Source organism: Streptomyces sp. NPDC048411 (assembly GCF_040704695.1).
Classification (GTDB): Bacteria; Actinomycetota; Actinomycetes; order Streptomycetales; family Streptomycetaceae; genus Streptomyces.
In genome coordinates this window covers 19,515-37,691 of the sequence record NZ_JBEZKL010000038.1, presented here as the reverse complement: position 1 = coordinate 37,691, position 18,177 = coordinate 19,515, and the positions used below count along the sequence as shown (strand labels likewise).

Genomic DNA, 18,177 nt, shown 5'->3' with positions numbered 1-18,177 from the left:
GCAGTACTGTTCCGGGGGTTACCCCCCGACCCCCCGGCCACAAGGGGCGGGAGGCGGTTCGGTGGTGCGTACCGGCCGAGGATCAGGCCGGTGAGAAAAGGTGGTCGCTGATGAGCCGGGCGGCGCCGATCACTCCGGCGGCCGGCCCCAACTCACCCAGCACGATGGGGAGATTGCCGGTGGCCAGCGGCAGGGACTGCCGGTAGACCTGAGTCCGGACGCTGGCGAGGAGCGTGTGGCCGAGGCCGGTCACACCGCCGCCAATCACCACCAGTCCGGGGTTGAAGAAGCTGACGAGTCCGGCGATGACCTGGCCGACCCGGTTTCCGCCCTCACGGATCAGGTCGAGCGAGGTGGCGTCACCGGCGGCCGCGGCAGCGGCCACATCGGCGGCAGTGAGTTTCCCCGCCGCCTCCAGCCGGGTGGCGAGCTCGTGCGACTGCCCCGCGCGCGCCGCGTCCTCGGCGTCGCGGGACAGCGCGGCGCCGCTGAAGTGGGCTTCCAAGCAGCCCCGGTTGCCGCAGGCGCAGGCGCGGCCGTCGAGTTCGACCTGGATGTGGCCGATGTCGCCGGCGCTGCCCGTCGTACCGCGGTAGACGTCGCCGCCGACGACGATGCCGCAGCCGATACCGGTACCGATCTTGACGCAGAGGAAGTCGCCCACGGAGCGTGCGACGCCCGCGTGCTGTTCCCCCATCGCCATCAGATTCACGTCGTTGTCGACCATGACCGGGCAGCCCAGTTCCTGGCTGAGTGCCTCGCGGACCGGGAAGCCGTCCCAGCCGGGCATGATCGGGGGTGCGACCGGTACGCCTTCGGGGAAGCGGACCGGTCCGGGTACGCCGATGCCCGCGCCGTCGAAGCCTTCGGCGAGTCCGGAGGCCCGGAGCTTGGCCGCCATGGACAGCACCTGTTCGAAGATCGCGACAGGTCCTTCGCGTACGTCCATGGGGTGGTTGAGGTGGCCCAGAACCTCCAACTCCGCGTTGGTGACCGCCACATCGATCGATGTGGCACCGATGTCGACGCCGAGGAAGCGCAGTGCGGGAGCGAGCCGGATGTTGTGCGAACGACGCCCGCCGCGGGAGGCGGCGAGTCCGTCGGCCACGACGAGTCCGGTCTCCAGCAGCCGGTCGACCTCGACGGCGAGCTTGGAGCGGGAGAGATCGACCTGATCCCCCAGCTGCGCCCGGGAGTTGGGCCCGCCGTCGCGCAACAGCCGGAGCAGTCGCGCCTGATGCGCATTCGCGGGTCGTGCCGTCATACGTCTCACGCGCCCCTCCCCGCCACATCGGCCTATCCGTCGGGCTTTCGAGTGGAACGTAGCAGCGGTTGCCGGAAGTGGGAAGAAGTTGCGCAGGAATCCACTACAACTTTCTCCACACCGAGGACAAAGGCGCGCGCGAAGGGGAGCGGAGACGGTCAGACCGGGATGAGCCGGTCGCGGCCGTGCACGAGGGCTTGGCCGAGCTGGGTGACGGTGTGCACGGTGGTACTGCGGTGCCGCTGACTGGTCACCAGGGAGGCGCCACGCAGGGCGGTGATGTGGCAGCTGGCGCTCGGCGCGGTCGTACCGGCTCTGTGCCCGTCGCCGCCGCACCATCGGCCACCGCATAGAGGAGGATCGCCCGCGTCGGCCCCATCAGGGCGCGTGTCGCAGCCGTCGGGACCTCCGGGCGTACGCGGGCGGAACGGAAGAGCTAGGGCGTGTGCTCCGTGTGCGCCCGCATGATCTCCGTGGCCCGCTGTTCGTCCCGCGAGGAGATCGCCGCGATCAGCGAGCGGTGTTCGACCCAGGACCGGTTGCCGCGCCGGCGGACCACCGGTGTGTAGTACCAGCGGACTCGGCGGTCGACCTGTCCGGCAAGCTCGGCGAGCACCACATTGCCCGCCAGCTCCATGACCTTGGCATGGAAGGCGGCGTTGGTGGCGACGGCGAGATCCACATCGTCGTCGGCAACGGCCTGCTCGCCCTTGGCGCAGAGCTCTTCGAGGGCGGCAATGCCGGCCGGGCCGGAGTTGGCCGCGGCCAGCCGGGCGGCCTCGGCCTCCAGCAGGGTGCGGACCGAGAGCAGCTGGTCCGTCTCCTCCTCGGTGGGTTCATGGACGAACGCACCCTGGGCGGGACGCAGGTCCACCCAGCCCTCGGTGTTCAGCCGCTGCAAGGCCTCGCGCACTGGCTGCCGGGACACACCTAGGTGCCCCGCCAGCTCACTCTCGACCAGATGCCGGCCGGGGCGGAGCGCCCGCGTGGTGATCAGTTCGAGCAGTGCCTCGTAGACGCGCTCGCGCAGCGGACCGGGCCGTTCCAGCTTCGGCAGGGTCCCCTGCGGCAGTCCTGCGGACACCATCGCGGTCCCCCTCCCGGCGACGAGCAATTGCTTATCGTCTACAGACTACCGAGCACCATGGGAGGTCAGGGGCAACGGATCACCTGACCCGCGTACGAGAGGTTCCCGCCGAACCCGAAGAGCAGTGCCGGAGCGCCGCTGTCGACCTCGCCGCGTTCCACCAGTTTCGACAGGGCCATGGGGATCGAAGCGGCGGACGTATTTCCGGAATCCACGACATCCCGGGCGATGACCGCGTTGACCGCACCGATCTTCCTGGCGACCGGTTCGATGATCCGCAGATTGGCCTGGTGCAGTACCACCGCGGCGAGATCCTCGGGGGCCACTCCCGCCTTTTCGCACACTTTGCGCGCGATGGGCGGCAGTTGGGTAGTGGCCCAGCGGTAGACGGACTGCCCCTCCTGGGCAAAGCGCGGCGGCGTCCCCTCGATCCGGACCGCGCGACCCATCTCCGGCACCGAACCCCAGAGCACGGGGCCGATTCCGGGCACGGCGTCCGCGCCGCCCTGCGGGTCCGCGACCACGACCGCAGCACCCGCACCGTCGCCGAGCAGGACGCAGGTGGAGCGGTCGGTCCAGTCGGCGATGTCGGCCATTTTGTCGGCGCCGATCACCAGCGCACGGGTTGCGGAGCCCGCCCGGATCGCATGGTCGGCGGTGGCGAGGGCGTGGGTGAAGCCGGAGCAGACCACGTTGATGTCCATGACGGCGGGCGAAGCCATGCCGAGGCGGGCAGCCACGCGCGCGGACATGCTCGGCGAACGGTCGATCGCGGTGGAGGTAGCAACGAGGACCAGATCGATGTCGGCGGGGTCGAGTCCGGCCGTGGCGAGCGCCTTGGCCGCCGCGTGCGTGGCCATCTCGTCGACCGGCTCGTCAGGGCCTCCCACATGACGGGTCTTGATCCCGACGCGACTGGTGATCCACTCGTCGCTGGTGTCGACCATGGCCGCCAGGTCGTCATTGGTGAGCACCTTGGCGGGCTGATAGTGGCCGAGCGCCACGACACGTGAGCCGGTCATGTAGAGGTTCCCCTCGCTACGTATGGCAGGAACTATCCAGTCTTGGTGGCTACCGCCCGGTACGGGGGCACGTGATCCCACAGGATTACCGGCCGAGGCTTGGAGGCTTGACCACACCCCTGCCCCTCTCTGAACACATACTGTAGACAATATTCTGTCGACTTGACATCGGCCCACGTTCCCTCCCTCAGCCCTTGCCGAACGGAGAGCCCCGTAAAGTCGTAGGTGTCGGCGCCGGTGCGATCGGGCTGCATCGAGGTGTGCCCCACCGGGGCACTCTCCTTCACGACCGAATTCACCATGCGGGCAGCCGGGACCTGGGACGAGCCGGCCCACACGGAAACCACGACCGTCTGCGTGCCTCCTGCGGTGTCGGCTGCAACGTCACACTCCATGTGCAGGACAATGAGCTCGTCAAGGTCACCTCTCCGCGCGCAACCCGGTGACCCACGGCAACCTCTGGATCAAGGGCCGCTTCGGCTTCCACCACGTACAGAATCGGGTTCAGCCGCCATGGGACGGGTCACCGAGCGCCGCCGCACCATCCGCATCCGGGACGGGGCGGTCACGACGCGCCCCGACACCCTCGTCGCCGAGGAGCCCCTGGAGATCCGGCTGAACGGCAGACCGCTCGCCATCACCATGCGCACGCCGGGCGACGACTTCGCGCTGGCGGCGGGCTTCCTGGTCAGCGAGGGCGTGATCGGTGACGGCTCCGAGGTGCAGTCGATCGTGTACTGCGCGGGGGCGACGGCGGACGGTGTGAACACGTACAACGTGGTGGATGTGAAGCTCGCGCCCGGTGTGCAGGTCCCCGACATCACGCTCGAACGCAACGTCTACACGACCTCCTCCTGCGGGCTGTGCGGCAAGGCGAGCCTCGACGCAGTCCGCACCACCACCCGGCACCCGATCGCCGACACTCCCCCGGTCCGGGTCGAACCCGCCCTGCTCTCGGCCCTCCCCGACCGGCTCCGCGAGTCGCAGCGGGTCTTCGACCGGACCGGAGGCCTGCATGCGGCGGCGCTGTTCTCCGAGGCGGGGGAACTGCTCGACATCCGGGAGGACGTCGGTCGGCACAACGCGGTCGACAAGCTCGTCGGCCGGGCCCTGACCGACGACCGGCTGCCGCTGTCCCGCGCGATTCTGCTGGTGTCGGGGCGGGCCTCCTTCGAGCTGGCGCAGAAGGCGGTGATGGCCGGGATCCCGGTGCTCGCTGCGGTCTCGGCGCCGTCGTCGCTCGCCGTGGATCTGGCGGCGGAGACCGGGTTGACCCTGGTCGGATTTCTGCGGGGCCCGTCCATGAACGTGTACGCGGGTGAGCACCGCATCACCCTGGAGGCGACGGTCGGGCAGGGCTGAGGTGCCCGGCCCGTGACACGGGTCAGGGGGCCGGCCGGCGGGGAGCGCCCCCTGCGCCGGCCGGTCCCGCTTGCGTGGCGTCCGTCATCGGCGCCTTCGGGTTCGGGCGAGTGCGTCAGCCCACCGAAATGGGCTCCTCCGCCACCGCACCGCTCGCCGCAATCCCCGGGCGCTCCCGGAGTCCGTCCTGCGGATCCCGCGAGCGCCGCTTCGCGATCACCGCGCACACCATCAACTGCATCTGGTGGAAGAGCATCAGGGGCAGCACGGCGAGGCCGGCGTGCGCCCCGAAGAGCACGCTGGCCATCGGGAGCCCGGACGCCAGGCTCTTCTTCGACCCGGCGAACTGGATGGCGATCCGGTCCCCTCGGTCGAAGCCGAGCCGCTTCGCCCCGTACCAGGTCAGTGTGAGCATCAGCGCGAGCAGCACCGCTTCGGCGGCCAGCAGCACACCGAGCCTCGCCGGGGTGACCTGGTGCCAGATACCGGCGACCATGCCCTCGCTGAAAGCCGTATAGACGACCAGCAGGATCGAGCCCCGGTCGACACGGCCGAGGACCTTCTTGTGTCGGGTGAGGAAGCCGCCGATCCAGCGGCGGAGCAGCTGCCCGGCGATGAACGGGAGCAGCAGCTGGACCCCGATCCTCAGCAGCGCGTCGGCCGAGAATCCGCCGCCGCTGTTGCCGAGCAGCGCTGCGGCGAGCAGCGGGGTGAGGACGATCCCGGCGATCGAGGAGAAGGAGCCCGCGCAGATCGCCGCCGGCACGTTGCCGCGGGCGATCGAGGTGAAGGCGATCGACGACTGGATGGTCGACGGGACGAGGCAGAGGAAGAGGAAGCCGGTGTAGAGCTGCGGGGTCAGGACGTACGGAACCAGCCCCTTGCCCGCCAGTCCCAGCAGCGGGAACGCGACGAAGGTACAGATCAGGACGGTGAGGTGGAGCCGCCAGTGCCTGAGGCCGTCGAGCACCTCGGCGGTCGAGAGGCGGGCACCGTACAGGAAGAAGAGGAGGGCGACCGCTCCGGTCGACGCGCCGTCCGCGACCTCCGCGGCGGTCCCCGATGCGGGCAGCAGCGCCGCGAGCGCGACCGTGCCGATCAGCGCCAGGATGTACGGGTCGATCGGCAGCCAGGACGGCAGCTTGAAGGTGCGGCTCATGTGCTCCACGTGTCTCTCGTTCAGGTCGTGCCCTCTTCATCGTGCTCTCGACCAGGGCGATCGGGAATCCGGCATACCGCTCTCACTGTCATCACGGTTCGCGATAGCGTGGGCGCTATGTACGATCCTGCACAGCTCCGTACCTTTCTTGCCGTCGCCCAGACGCTGAGCTTCACCCAGGCCGCCCGTCGGCTGGGCGTGCGGCAGTCCACGGTGAGTCAGCATGTGCGGCGGCTGGAGGACGCGACGGGGCGCCAGCTGTTCACGCGGGACACGCACCAGGTCGATCTCACCGTGGACGGTGAGGCGATGCTCGGCTTCGCGCGGACGATCCTGCAGGCCCACGAGCGGGCTGCGGCGTTCTTCACCGGAACGCGACTGCGCGGGCGGCTGCGGTTCGGGGCGTCCGAGGACTTCGTACAGACCCGGCTGCCGGAGATTCTGGCGTCATTCCGCCGCGACCATCCGGAGGTCGAGCTGGAGCTGACCGTGGAGCTGTCCGGGACGCTGCACCGGCAGTTGGCGGCGGGACGGCTCGATCTCGTCCTCGCCAAGCGGCGGACCGGTGACACGCACGGCGAACTGGTCTGGCAGGACGCACTGACCTGGATCGGCGCACCGCACGTGCGGATCGACCCGGACCGCCCGGTGCCGCTGATTCTCTTCCCGCCGCCGGGCCTCACCCGGGCCCGCGCCCTGGAGGTGCTGGAAGAGCACGGCCGGTCCTGGCGAATCGCCTGTACGAGTACGAGCCTCAGCGGACTCGTCGCGGCGGCCCACGCCGGTCTCGGCGTGATGGCGCACACCCGCGGGCTCATCCCGCCGGGACTGACTCCCGTACCGGCCAGGGCGGGGCTGCCGGAACTCGGCGACGTGGATTTCGTCCTGCTGCACGGCCGCCGCCGGGACGCGGCGCAGGAGGCGGCGGACGCGCTCGCGACGGCGATCCTGGCGGGCGGCGACCGGCTGATCCGTGGCATCGGCGGGGTCGACGCGATCAGTGGCCGCGACGGCGCATGACCGCACGCGTGCGCGGGGAGAATGGGCAGCAGGTACGGAACACATCCTGACCCCCATGACGGGAGTGGCCGAGGCGTACAGATTCGGTGGAGATTCCGGCGCGAGCTACCTACTCCACCGCCAGAAGCACGCCCGAGCCTTGCCCATCTGGCCGGATATCTGTGGCTGAACCTGTGCAGATGGCACGCTTTCCGGTCGCTCCGGGCCCTCCCGCCGAGCCACCCGGTGGGGTAGCGTCACGGCGCTGTGCCGAGCGCCACAAGGAGCAGGTCATTGCGCGAGTTCACTGTCCCCCCCATGGCGGTCGCGCCCCAGGTAGGCGGGCTGGCCAATGCCGTCTTCGACTATGCGGAGGAGGATCCGCACCGCATCGCGCTGGGCCGGAAGGACGCGGACGGACGCTGGCGTGATGTCACCGCGGCGACGTTCCGCGACGAGGTTCTCGCGCTCGCCAAGGGGCTGATCGCCCACGGTGTCCGGTTCGGCGACCGGGTTGCCCTGATGGCCCGTACCCGTTACGAGTGGACACTCTTCGACTTCGCGTTGTGGGCGGTCGGCGCCCAGTCCGTGCCGGTCTATCCGACGTCCTCCGCCGAGCAGGTCTTCTGGATGCTGCACGACGCCGAGGTGTCCGCGATCATGGTCGAGCACGAGGACCATGCGATGACGATCGCCTCGGTGATCGACCGGCTGCCCCAGCTGAAGCGGCTCTGGCAGCTGGACTCGGACGCGGTGACCGAGCTGGTCGAGGCGGGGGTGCGTGTCGAGGACGACGTGGTGCACCGGCACCGGCGGGCGGTGATGCCCGATTCGGTGGCGACCATCATCTACACGTCCGGCACCACGGGCCGCCCCAAGGGCTGCCTGATCACGCACGCCAACTTCATGTTCGAGACGGACACGATGGCGTTGCGCTGGGAGTCGGTCTTCCACTCCAAGCCGGGCGACGAGGCCGCCACGCTCCTCTTCCTCCCGCTGGCGCACGTCTTCGGCCGGATGGTCGAGATCGCGGCGGTCCGCGGCCGGGTGAAGCTGGGCCATCAGCCGGAGCTGTCGGCGAAGGCGCTCATGCCGGACCTGGTGTCGTTCCGGCCGACATTCATCCTGGCGGTCCCGTACATCTTCGAGAAGGTCTTCAACGGCGCCCGGCGCAAGGCCGAGGCGGAGGGCAGGATCGGGCCCTTCGACAAGGCCGTCGAGGTCGCGGTGAAGTACGCGGAGGCGATGGAGCACCGGGCGTTCGGGACCGGCCCCGGCCCTTCCGCGGGGCTGCGGATGCAGCACCAGTTCTTCGACAAGGTCGTGTACAAAAAGGTCCGCGATGCGATGGGCGGCCGGGTCCGGCACGCCATGTCGGGCGGTTCGGGGATGGAGCGGCGGCTCGGTCTGTTCTTCGAGGGCGCGGGTGTCACGGTGTACGAGGGGTACGGACTGACCGAGTCCACGGCGGCGGCCACCGCCAATCCACCGGAGCGCACCCGGTACGGCACGGTCGGGCAGCCGATCCCCGGCACCACCGTGCACATCGCCGACGACGGCGAGGTCTGGGTGCACGGCGCCCAGGTCTTCGGCGGCTACCTGGGCGACCCGAACGCCACCGCCGCGGTACTGCACGACGGCTGGCTGGCCACCGGCGACCTGGGTGCGCTCGACGAGGACGGCTATCTGACGATCACCGGGCGGAAGAAGGAGATCCTGGTGACATCGGGCGGCAAGAGTGTGTCGCCGGCCGGTCTGGAGGAGCGGGTGCGGGCCCATCCGCTGGTGGCGCAGTGCATCGTGGTCGGCAACGACCGGCCGTACATCGCGGCGCTGGTGACCGTGGACCAGGAGTCCGTGGACCACTGGCTCACCCTGCAGGGGCGGCCGCCGATGAACGCGGCGGACCTGGTGCGGGACCCGGATCTGGAGATGGAGGTCAGGCGGGCGGTGGTGGCCGCCAACACGGCGGTGTCGCAGGCCGAGTCGATCCGTACCTTCCGGATCCTTGCGCATCAGTTCACCGAGGAGCACGGACTGCTTACCCCGTCGCTGAAGCTGAAGCGGAAGGCGATCGAGACGGCGTACGCGGTCGAGGTGGACGCACTGTACCGCTGAGATCGCAGGGCGTCGGGAGCCCACCCCCTGTCGCGGGGGGAGGCCGTAGGGCCGGAGCGCTGCCGGGCCCTGCTTGCGTCGGTCCCGAGCTGACGGGGGACGGAACGGCCGGTCGGCAGGGAATGCATGGCGCCTCGTGATCGTTGACCATGCGAACACCAATCGACGACGTAAAGGATCGACCGCTCGTGAGCCAGGTCCCCTCCCTCACCCTCAACAACGGCGTCGAGATGCCGCAGCTCGGTTTCGGTGTCTGGCAGGTGCCGGACGACGAGGCCTCGAAGGCGGTCGCGACGGCCATCGAGTCCGGGTACCGGAGCATCGACACCGCCGCGATCTACGGGAACGAGGAGGGCACCGGCAAGGCCGTCGCCGCCTCCGGTGTCCCCCGCGAGGAGCTCTTCGTCACCACCAAGCTGTGGAACGCCGACCAGGGCTACGAGTCGACGATGCGCGCATTCGACGCCTCACTGGACAAGCTGGGCCTCGACTACGTCGACCTGTACCTGATCCACTGGCCGGTGCCTGCCAAGGACGCGTACATCGACACGTACAAGGCGTTCGAGAAGATCTACGCCGACGGTCGCGCGAAGGCCATCGGTGTCTCCAACTTCCTTCCGGAGCACTTGGAGCGCCTGCTCGGCGAGACCTCCGTGGTCCCGGTGATCAACCAGATCGAGCTGCACCCACAGCTCCAGCAGGCCGAGTCACGCGCCTTCCACGCGCGGCACGGCATCGCCACCGAGGCCTGGTCCCCGCTGGGTCAGGGCAAGGGCCTCCTGGAGGTCCCGACGGTCGTCGCGATCGCCCGGAAGCACGGCCGCACACCCGCGCAGGCTGTGCTCCGCTGGCACCTCCAGACGGGCAACGTGGTGATCCCGAAGTCCGTGACACCGTCGCGGATCGCGGAGAACATCGATGTGTTCGGCTTCGAGCTGGACGCCGACGACCTGGCCGCGTTCGCCGCGCTCGACGAGGGCAAGCGCCTCGGCCCGAACCCGGGCGAGTTCAACCTGGGCGCCTGAGCCCAGCCGTTGCACGACCGCATCACGCACGACCGCCGTCCGGCTCCCCCGCCGGGCGGCGGTCTGCATGCGGGTGAACCCGAAGGAGACACCATCATGAGCGCGGACACCGCACCCGTTGTCGCACCGGGTCTGTACCGGCTGCGCAATGTGGGCAGCGGACTGCTGCTGGAGGTTGACGGCTGCGCCAAGGCCAGCGGCGCCAACGTCCAGCAGGGCGCGGACAGGCAGGACGGCGCGGGCGGGCGGCACTGGCAGCTCTCCCCCGTGCACGAGGGTGCCGCGCTGTACCACCTGACCAATGCGCACAGCGGCAAGCGGCTGGACGTCGCCAACGCCTCCACGGAGAACGGCGCCAACGTCCAGCAGTGGAAGGCCAACAACTACGGCGCGCAGGAGTGGCTGATCGAACAGCACCTGGATGCGCCGGGCACCGTGACGCTGGTCAGCTTCATCAGCGGACTCGTCCTGGAAGTGGCCGACGGCTCCACGGCGGACGGCGCCAATGTGCGGCAGTGGGAGGACACCGACTCCCCCGGCCAGTGGTGGCAGTTGGAGCCGGTGCCGGACACGCCCTAGGTGCGTCGGGCCAGGTGGACCGTGCGCGCTGTCAGTAGGAAGACGTCGGGGCGGTGGTGCAGTCCGGCCGGGTCCTCGGGGTCGAGCAGCCGGTCGAGTGTGGCGAGGTCGTCGGTGGCGAGTTCCCCGGCGAACATCTCGCGGCGGCGGGCGAATTCGGCGATGACATGGTCGCGCGCCTGGCCGGAGAGGGGTGCGGGCAGGTCGAGCAGGAAACTGCGAGTGCCCTGCGGGGCCAGCCCCACCGCGGTGAACAGGGCGCTCCAGTCCTCGATCTCCCGCGTGGCGTCCGGGAGTGCCGCCCGCATCGCCTCGAACCACTCCGCGGTGATCGCGTCGAGCCTGGCCTCCAGGCCGGGCCGGCCGATGCCGATGTCGCGCGGAAGCTGACGGGGCGGCAGCCCGCCCTCGACGAGGGCGACGGTCCCGCCGGGGCGCAGCAGTTCGGCGAAGCCGGCGAGGACGGCGCGCTGGTCTCCCATGTGATGCAGGGCGTTGCCCGCCCAGATCAGGTCCGCCTCTCCCAACTTGGCCAGCTCGTCAGGGATTTCGGCGCGCAGGGTACGGACGCGATCGCCGAGTCCGAGGCGCCCGGCGCGGGCCCGGGTGCGCTCCAGGAGCGCCGGAGTGCTGTCCACGGCGACGACTTCGGCCTCGAGGAACTCCTCGGCGAGCAGGCAGGAGATCACGCCGGGTCCGCTGCCGATGTCGAGGACCCTGCGTACCTGCGGGGCGGTGGGCAGTCCGGCGATCCAGTGGGCCGCCGCCGCGTACTGGGGGCTGCTGAGCTCGCCGTTCCGCTCCAGCTGTGGACCCATGACGTCCCAGTCGAGGTCGGTGGTGTCGTGGTGGTGGCTGTGCCCGGTACGGTCGGGCCGGCCGTGGGTGCTGCCGTGATGAGGGCCGTGATCGGCGTGCTTCGTCATGCGGACAAGCCTCGCCGGGCCTCAGGCAGGTGGCGAACTTTGTTGCCGGTTCGGCAAGCCGTGGCCTCTCCGGTACTCCTGGGGGCTGACGCCGCGGCCGCGTTTGAAGGCGGTGCTGAAGGCGAACGACCCGCTGTAGCCGACCTTCCGGGCCACCGCTTCCACGGTGGCGTCCGTCTCCCGCAGCAGATCCGCGGCGACGGCCAGGCGCCAGCCGGTCAGGTACGCCATCGGCGGCTCCCCCACCAGTTCGGTGAAGCGGCGGGCGAGTCCGGCCCGCGAGACTCCGGTCCGGGCGGCCAGTGCGGCGACTGTCCAGGGGTGCGCCGGTTCGTTCTGCAGCAGCCGTAGCGCCTGTCCGACGACCGGGTCGCCCATCGCCCGGTACCAGGCGGGTCCCTCGGCCCCGGGCCGGGAGAACCAGCTGCGCAGTACGGCGATGAGCAGCAGATCGAGCAGCCGGTCGAGGACCACGCTCTGGCCGGGCTCGTCCCGGGATATCTCGACATCGAGCAGCGTCAGCAGGGGGCCGCTTCGGGGGTCGGAGGGCAGGAGGAGCAGCGGGGGCAGGGCGTCGAGGAGCCGCCTGCTGATCTCGCCCTCCAGCAGGTAGGTGCCGATGAGCATGTTCGCCGCACCGTCGGGGGCGTTGCCCCAGGTGCGTACCCCCAGTTGCATGGACTCCGAGAGCGGTTCGCCACGCAGGGTGCCGCAGGCGCCGCCGGGGCCGATCCGGGCGTGCGGCACGGTGCCGGGGGTGTCGGCGACGGTGTACGGCTCCGGGCCGCGGGCGATGGCGATGTCACCGGGCCGCAGCAGCACCGGGTCCGTCGCGCCTGTGGGGACGATCCAGGCATCGCCGTGGGTCATGGACATCAGACAGAGCGGCGCCCGGTCCTCGATCCGTACGGACCAGGGCGGTTCCATCACCATGCGCAGCAGGAAGGCGCCCCTGGCCCGTGGTCCGTCGAGCAGTCCGGCGAGTGCGTCCATGGTCAGCAGCGTAGACGTACGCGTAGGGGTCTGAGCGGTTCGCGCATGGTCCCCATGGAGCCTTCCCGCGACGCTTGAGTCATGACACGGAACACGGAGAACGTGAAGCGCGAGACAGTGTTGGTGACGAGCGGTACGGGAAAGACGGGCCGCCGGGTGGTGGAGCGGCTCGCCGCCCGCGGAGTGCCGGTACGGGCCGGCTCGCGCGGTGGCGAGGTCCGCTTCGACTGGGCGGACGAGTCGAGCTGGGCGCCTGCCCTGCGGGGCGTGGATGCCGCGTACGTCGCGTACTACCCCGATCTGGCGGCGCCCGGTGCCCCGGAGGCGATGGCGGCCTTCGGGCGGATCGCGGCGGAGAACGGGGTGCACCGGCTGGTGCTGCTCTCCGGGCGGGGCGAACCACAGGCGGTGGTGGCGGAGGAGAAGCTGCGGGGGGCGGCGGCCGGGGCAACGCTCACCGTCGTGCGGTCGGCGTTCTTCGCGCAGAACTTCAGCGAGGGCGCGCTGCTGGACGGGGTGTTCGGCGGTGAGGTGGTGTTCCCGGCGGGCGGGACCGCTGAGCCGTTCGTCGATGCCGACGATCTGGCGGATGTGGTGGTCGCCGCGCTCACCGAGGAGGGTCACGGGGGCCTGGTGCACGAACTGACCGGACCTCGGCTGCTGACTTTCGCCGAAGTGGCCTCGGAGCTCACGCGGGCCGTGGGGCGCGAGGTGCGATACGTGTCGGTGACGGAGCCTCAGTATGCATCGGCACTCAAGGAGTTCGGCATGCCGGGCCCCGAAGCTGGCTTCCTGGCCGAGCTGTTCACGACGCTGCTGGACGGTCACAACGCGAGCACGACGGACGGGGTGGAGCGTGTGCTGGGACGGGCTCCGAAGGACTTCGGCACGTTCGCGCGGGAGGCCGCGGAGGACGGGGCCTGGACGGTGGCGTAAGGAGGTCATCTGCCGGACCCCCGGCCGACGCGGGCGACCCGATGCGGCCTGCGCGCCCTGATGACGCGCGGGATACGGGCGGCCAAACCCCTGTCGGGCAGGTTCAGGCAGCCCGCCCGCAGGGGGTTGCCTGAACCTGCGGTCTGCCGCCCGCGCGGGCGGGGGCGGCGCCGCGAACTCGGGGTCCTGCGATGCGGCCCCGGACGGCCCCCGCCTCCGCGGGACTTCAGCCCCTGCGCCGGAACGCCAGCAGCCGGTACTCCGGCTCGGGGCGCGGCCGATCCGGTTCGGGCAGCGCCAGGAGCGCCGCCGCCAGCTCGTCCGCCGCCGCCCCCGGCAGCTCCAGACGCGAGACGAAGTAGCCGGCGCGCACAGCACGCGCGGCACTGCGCGGCGTCCGTCCCTGCCCGTGTCCGAGGAATCGGTTCTCCCCCACCACATCGAGCCCGGCCTCCGCCCCGTACGCGACGACCAGTTCCTCGGGGTCGGCCGGGCTGGGACGCAAGTACGGGGCGAACAGCTCGTCGATGTCGCTGCCCACGTCGTGCGCCGCGTCCTTGTCGACCGTGGTGACGAACACACCTCCGGAACGCAGCACCCGTGCCGCCTCGGACACCACCGCCCGCACGTCACCCGCCCCCCGCAGCAGATGCAGCAGCCAGACGGTGCCCACGGCGTCGACCGCGGCGGCGGGCAGCGGCAGCCGCCGTGCGTCGGCCAGTGCCACGGCGCCGATCCGCTGCCGTGCGCGCCGCGCCATGCCGTGCGAGGCATCGGTGCCCAGCACCCGCAGTGCGGGCCGGGCCAGCACCATCCGCTCGGTGACCAGTCCCGTACCGCAGCCGATGTCCAGGAGCGTACGGGCGGACTCCGGGACCAACCCGAGCAGCGCGCGGGCCGCCGCCTCGGCCCGGGGCACACCGCCGCGCGTCGCGTCGTATGAAGCCGCCTCATCGTTGTAATCCAGCATGAGGGCGACTGTAGGGCAACCGCCCCCTATCGCTGAACCGATCAGAACAGGGGGTATTGCCGGCGGTCCGGCGCGGCGCCCCGACGAGCGCCGCGCCCCCACTCCGTCACGCCGCGCCGTGCCCCGCGGCGATCGCCTCCACGCGCTCGGCAAGTTCCAGGTCGTTCTCAGTGACCACCCCGCCCGCGTCGTGCGTGTTCACCGACAGGGAGACGATGTTGTAGCCGAGCGTCAGATCGGAGTGGTGGTTCAGCTCCTCCTGGATCTGCGCGACATGGATGGTGAGTCCGGCGGCGGCGAAGTGCGAGCGGAACCGGTAACTGCGGGTGATCCGGTCTCCCTCCAGCGCCCAGCCGGGCAGCTCGCGCAGCCGGTCCTCGATCTCTTTCTGCGACAACGGTTCGGCGGGCATGATGCGGCTCCCTCACAAGGTCGGTGTCGATGGGCGGTGCCGGTGACGTTACGGTCTCCGTATGACAACTGTCGCGCTTGACACGGGGGTAGGGCCACTGCTGCGCAGCTGGCGGGAGCAGCGCCGATTGAGCCAGCTGGAGCTGGCGCTGCGCGCGGACTCCTCGGCCCGCCACATCTCCTTCATCGAGACGGGCCGTTCCCGTCCCAGCGAGGAGATGATCCTCCGGCTGGCCGAGCATCTCGATGTGCCGGTCAGGGAACGCAATGCCCTGCTGGTGGTGGCCGGTTATGCGCCCCGTTACGCGGAGACCGCGCTCGACGATCCCGCGATGGGCGCGCTGCGCGAGGGCATGGAGCAGCTGTTGCGGGGGTACGACCCGTATCCGGCGCTCGTCGTCGACGGGACATATAACGTGGTGGCCGCCAATCGGGGTATCGCCATAATGCTGGAGGGGGTGGCCGAGCATCTGCTCGCACCCCCGCTCAACGCCATGCGACTCACCCTCCACCCGGAGGGCCTGGCTCCGCGGATCCGCAATCTTCGGGAATGGCGGGCCGACCTGCTGGCGCAGATGGAACGTCAGATCGCGCTGGCCCGTTCGGCGGAGCTCCGTGAGCTGTACGAGGAGGTCGCCGCCTATCCCCTGCCGAAGAGCGCCGACGGGCAGGACGAGCCGGCGGGACCGCCGTCGGCACTGTCGTTCGCGCTGCCGATGGTGATTGAGCACGACGGGCGGGTGCTCTCGTTCGTCTCCTCCATCGCGACGTTCAATACGCCGATGGATGTGACGGTGGCCGAATTGGCGATCGAGACGTTTCTGCCCGCCGACCAGGAGACCGCCGCGTATCTGAGGTCGCTCCCGTCCTGACGGTCCGCGTCCGGCGCGTCACCCCTTGGCGAGGGGACAACGTGTACTGCCCCCGCCCTGGTGGGCGGGGGCGGCACACCGCGGGAGCGCGAAGCGGTTACACGCGCGCCCCGTTGTCGAGCGGGTCCCGGCGTTTCGTCCGCGCGCCGGACGTGCGTCCGGGGGCCCGCTTGCGGGCGGGCGGCGGGGCCTTGCTGCTCTTCTCCAGGGTGAGTGCGACCGGTACGGCGGTCAGGACCGAGGAGTACGTGCCGACGCAGATGCCGATGAGCAGGGCGAGCGCGAAGTCCGCGAGGGAGTCGCCGCCCAGCACGGCGAGAGCGGCCAGGATGAAGAGGGCGCCCATGCCGGTGTTGACGGTTCTGGGAACGGTCTGCACGACGGCGCGGTTGGCGATGGTCGCCACGGGTACGCGGCGCGCCTTCGCCCACAGTTCGCGGACCCGGTCGAAGACGACCACCGAGTCGTTGACGGAGTAGCCGATGACGGTGAGGAGTGCGGCCAGGAAGATGCCGTCGACGGTGCGGCCGAGCCAGGCGAACGCGCCGATCAGAATGATGACGTCATGGACGAGCGCGGCGACCGATGCCAGGGCGAACGTCCAGCGGAACCGGACCGCCAGATACGCGAGTTGCACGAGGACGGCGATGGCGAGCGCGATCAGCGCGTTGCGCCGCAGTTCGTCGCCGAGGCTGGGTCCGATGAGTTCGTCGCGGACCTTGGTGGTGTGGCCGCCCTCCTCGGCAAGGACGGCACGCAGGGTGTGCTCCTCGTCGTTGCTGAGATCCCCGGTACGTACGGAGAGGTCGCCCGCGCCCGCCGTGGTGACCTCGGCGTCGCCGAACCCCGCGTCGGCCAGCGCCGTGCGGGCGGTCTCCACGTCGACGGGCCGGCTGGTGGAGTACTCGACGAGCCGGCCTCCAGTGAACTCCACGCCCAGATTGACACCCCGTACGACGATACCGAGGACCGCGACGGCGATCAGCGCCGTGGAGACCAGCAGCCAGCGGCGGGGTGACCGGAACAGCTGCGGATCACGGCGGGCCAGCCAGGTCCGTACACGGCCGGGGCGGGCGATGCCGTTGACGCCCCGGTAGTCGTTGACGAACCGCGAGCCGGACGCGATCTCGGTGAGGGCACGAGCGATGACGAGCGCCGAGAACATCGACGCGAGAACACCGATGGCGAGCGTGACTCCGAAGCCCTTGACCGGTCCCGAGCCGAGGAAGAAGAGCAGACCGGCCGCGATCAGGGTGGTGACGTTGGAGTCGGCGACCGCGCTCCAGGCGTTACGGAATCCGGCGGTCATCGCGGAGCGCAGGGAGCGGCCGGGACGTTCCGCGTACTCCTCCCTGGCGCGTTCGAAGACCAGCACGTTCGCGTCGACCGCCATCCCGATGGCGAGGACGAATCCGGCGAGTCCGGGGAGGGTGAGGGTGACGCCGAGAGCGACCAGCGCGGCGTACGAGATGACTCCGTACGCGGCCAGGGCCACCGCGGCGAGGGCGCCGAAGAGCCGGTAGACGAACGTGATGAAGAGGGCGGTGGCGGCGGCGCCGATGAGAGCGGCTTGGGCGCTGGCGTCGATCGCAGCGGCGCCGAGCGTCGGACCGACGGTCCGCTGTTCGACGATCTCGACGGGAAGGGGCAGCGCGCCGCCCTTGATGAGCAGCGCGAGATTGCGGGCCTCGTCGGCGCCGAAGGAACCGGTGATCTGTGTGGAGCCGGACGGAAGGCCGACGTTGCAGCCGACGGACGGGGCGACCTGGGGCGAGGAGATCACCTGGTTGTCGAGGACGATCGCGACCCGCCGCCGATCGTCCTGAACGGGATGACAGGCGGCTTCGCCGGTCAGCCGGGTCCAGTCCCGGCCCGCGCCCTTGTGGAAGTCGAGAGCAACGGTCCAGCCGGCGCCCTGCTGAGCGTCGAAGGAGGCCCCGGCGTCCTTGACGCCCGCGCCGGTGAGCCGGGCCGGGCCGAGGGCGAGAGGGCGGCCCTCCTCGTCGGGCAGCGTCAGCCCGGCGGCCTTTCCCTTCTCCTGTTCCGTGCCGGGGCCCTGGACGGCGTGGAAGCTGAGCTGGGCGGTCTTGCCGATGACTTCGGCGGCCTTGCGCGGGTCCTGGACGTCGGGCAGTTCGACGATGATCCGGTCCTCTCCGGACCGGGTCAGGGTCGGTTCGGCGACGCCGAGCGAGTCGATGCGCTGGCGGAGCACCTCAAGGGTTCGGTCGGTGCTCTCCCGGTCCGCCTTCGTGGTGGCGGAGTCCTTGGCCTGGAGCACCATCCTGGTGCCGCCCTGAAGATCGAGGCCGAATCTGGGTGACATGGTCAGCGTGATGAGCACGGAGACGAGCAGCACGGCCGCAGCCAGAACCGCTCGCACCGTGGTGGCGCGAGTCATGGAAATCCTCCGAGAGGGACGCCGGCCGCAATCGCCTCGGCGAGGACACGGCG

16 protein-coding genes and 1 pseudogene are annotated in these 18,177 nt (G+C 70.5%); 8 read left to right on the top strand and 9 right to left on the bottom strand.

The window, feature by feature from the left end:
* Nucleotides 1-82: 82 nt before the first annotated feature.
* The 3 genes from AB0915_RS16180 to AB0915_RS16170 form a co-directional block, all read right to left on the bottom strand.
* The gene (locus AB0915_RS16180) at nucleotides 83-1,264 is read right to left on the bottom strand and encodes an ROK family transcriptional regulator (RefSeq protein ID WP_366691695.1); all 1,182 of its coding nucleotides are present in this window, start codon (nucleotides 1,262-1,264) and stop codon (nucleotides 83-85) included.
* A 436-nt stretch (nucleotides 1,265-1,700) separates the two neighbouring features.
* A complete protein-coding gene (locus AB0915_RS16175; RefSeq protein ID WP_366691694.1) occupies nucleotides 1,701-2,351 on the bottom strand; it encodes a GntR family transcriptional regulator in 651 nt (216 codons plus the stop codon).
* Between the two features lie 65 nt (nucleotides 2,352-2,416).
* Nucleotides 2,417-3,373, bottom strand: coding sequence for a beta-ketoacyl-ACP synthase III (locus tag AB0915_RS16170; protein ID WP_366691693.1), 957 nt, complete (start codon nucleotides 3,371-3,373; stop codon nucleotides 2,417-2,419).
* 204 nt (nucleotides 3,374-3,577) lie between these two features.
* Here AB0915_RS16170 and AB0915_RS16165 point away from each other — a divergent pair.
* Together AB0915_RS16165 and fdhD are read left to right on the top strand one after the other, a co-directional pair.
* A pseudogene (locus tag AB0915_RS16165) lies at nucleotides 3,578-3,875 on the top strand (hypothetical protein); the annotation flags it as partial.
* 11 nt (nucleotides 3,876-3,886) lie between these two features.
* Nucleotides 3,887-4,735: a formate dehydrogenase accessory sulfurtransferase FdhD gene (gene fdhD / locus AB0915_RS16160; RefSeq protein ID WP_366691692.1), complete on the top strand. Its 849-nt coding sequence runs from the start codon at nucleotides 3,887-3,889 to the stop codon at nucleotides 4,733-4,735.
* Nucleotides 4,736-4,850: 115 nt separating this feature from the next.
* Here fdhD and AB0915_RS16155 read toward each other — a convergent pair whose 3' ends face one another.
* Nucleotides 4,851-5,894: a bile acid:sodium symporter family protein gene (locus AB0915_RS16155; RefSeq protein ID WP_366691691.1), complete on the bottom strand. Its 1,044-nt coding sequence runs from the start codon at nucleotides 5,892-5,894 to the stop codon at nucleotides 4,851-4,853.
* A gap of 108 nt (nucleotides 5,895-6,002) precedes the next feature.
* Here AB0915_RS16155 and AB0915_RS16150 point away from each other — a divergent pair, with 108 nt between their 5' ends.
* The 4 genes from AB0915_RS16150 to AB0915_RS16135 all read left to right on the top strand — a co-directional run bounded on the left by AB0915_RS16150 (nucleotide 6,003) and on the right by AB0915_RS16135 (nucleotide 10,615).
* Nucleotides 6,003-6,914 (top strand): LysR substrate-binding domain-containing protein, encoded by a 912-nt coding sequence (locus AB0915_RS16150; RefSeq protein ID WP_366691690.1) that lies wholly within the window; start codon nucleotides 6,003-6,005, stop codon nucleotides 6,912-6,914.
* 297 nt (nucleotides 6,915-7,211) lie between these two features.
* The gene (locus tag AB0915_RS16145) at nucleotides 7,212-9,011 is read left to right on the top strand and encodes an AMP-dependent synthetase/ligase (protein ID WP_366691689.1); all 1,800 of its coding nucleotides are present in this window, start codon (nucleotides 7,212-7,214) and stop codon (nucleotides 9,009-9,011) included.
* 188 nt (nucleotides 9,012-9,199) lie between these two features.
* Nucleotides 9,200-10,036, top strand: coding sequence for an aldo/keto reductase (locus AB0915_RS16140; RefSeq protein ID WP_366691688.1), 837 nt, complete (start codon nucleotides 9,200-9,202; stop codon nucleotides 10,034-10,036).
* Nucleotides 10,037-10,132: 96 nt separating this feature from the next.
* A complete protein-coding gene (locus AB0915_RS16135) occupies nucleotides 10,133-10,615 on the top strand; it encodes an RICIN domain-containing protein (RefSeq protein ID WP_366691687.1) in 483 nt (160 codons plus the stop codon).
* Here the strand turns inward: AB0915_RS16135 and AB0915_RS16130 are convergent.
* Nucleotides 10,612-11,541, bottom strand: a complete 930-nt coding sequence (locus AB0915_RS16130; RefSeq protein WP_366691686.1) for a class I SAM-dependent methyltransferase — start codon at nucleotides 11,539-11,541, stop codon at nucleotides 10,612-10,614. The two genes, AB0915_RS16135 and AB0915_RS16130, sit on opposite strands and share 4 nt — an antisense overlap.
* Nucleotides 11,542-11,562: 21 nt before the next feature.
* Entirely contained in the window at nucleotides 11,563-12,534 is a 972-nt protein-coding gene (locus AB0915_RS16125; RefSeq protein WP_366691685.1) for an AraC family transcriptional regulator, read from the bottom strand.
* A gap of 81 nt (nucleotides 12,535-12,615) precedes the next feature.
* On the opposite strand from AB0915_RS16125, the gene AB0915_RS16120 reads away from it, so the two are divergent.
* Nucleotides 12,616-13,470: an NmrA family transcriptional regulator gene (locus AB0915_RS16120; RefSeq protein ID WP_366691684.1), complete on the top strand. Its 855-nt coding sequence runs from the start codon at nucleotides 12,616-12,618 to the stop codon at nucleotides 13,468-13,470.
* Between the two features lie 226 nt (nucleotides 13,471-13,696).
* Here the strand turns inward: AB0915_RS16120 and AB0915_RS16115 are convergent, their stop codons facing one another.
* Nucleotides 13,697-14,440 carry a class I SAM-dependent methyltransferase gene (locus AB0915_RS16115; RefSeq protein ID WP_366691683.1) on the bottom strand — a complete coding sequence of 248 codons (744 nt, stop codon included), beginning with the start codon at nucleotides 14,438-14,440 and terminating at the stop codon, nucleotides 13,697-13,699.
* A 106-nt stretch (nucleotides 14,441-14,546) separates the two neighbouring features.
* Nucleotides 14,547-14,852, bottom strand: coding sequence for a 4a-hydroxytetrahydrobiopterin dehydratase (locus AB0915_RS16110; RefSeq protein WP_366691682.1), 306 nt, complete (start codon nucleotides 14,850-14,852; stop codon nucleotides 14,547-14,549).
* Between the two features lie 61 nt (nucleotides 14,853-14,913).
* Between AB0915_RS16110 and AB0915_RS16105 the strand changes: the two genes are divergently transcribed.
* Nucleotides 14,914-15,723: a helix-turn-helix transcriptional regulator gene (locus AB0915_RS16105; protein WP_366691681.1), complete on the top strand. Its 810-nt coding sequence runs from the start codon at nucleotides 14,914-14,916 to the stop codon at nucleotides 15,721-15,723.
* A gap of 97 nt (nucleotides 15,724-15,820) precedes the next feature.
* On the opposite strand, the gene secD is transcribed toward AB0915_RS16105, so the two are convergent.
* Entirely contained in the window at nucleotides 15,821-18,124 is a 2,304-nt protein-coding gene (gene secD, locus AB0915_RS16100; protein ID WP_366691680.1) for a protein translocase subunit SecD, read from the bottom strand.
* Nucleotides 18,125-18,177 lie beyond the last annotated feature (53 nt).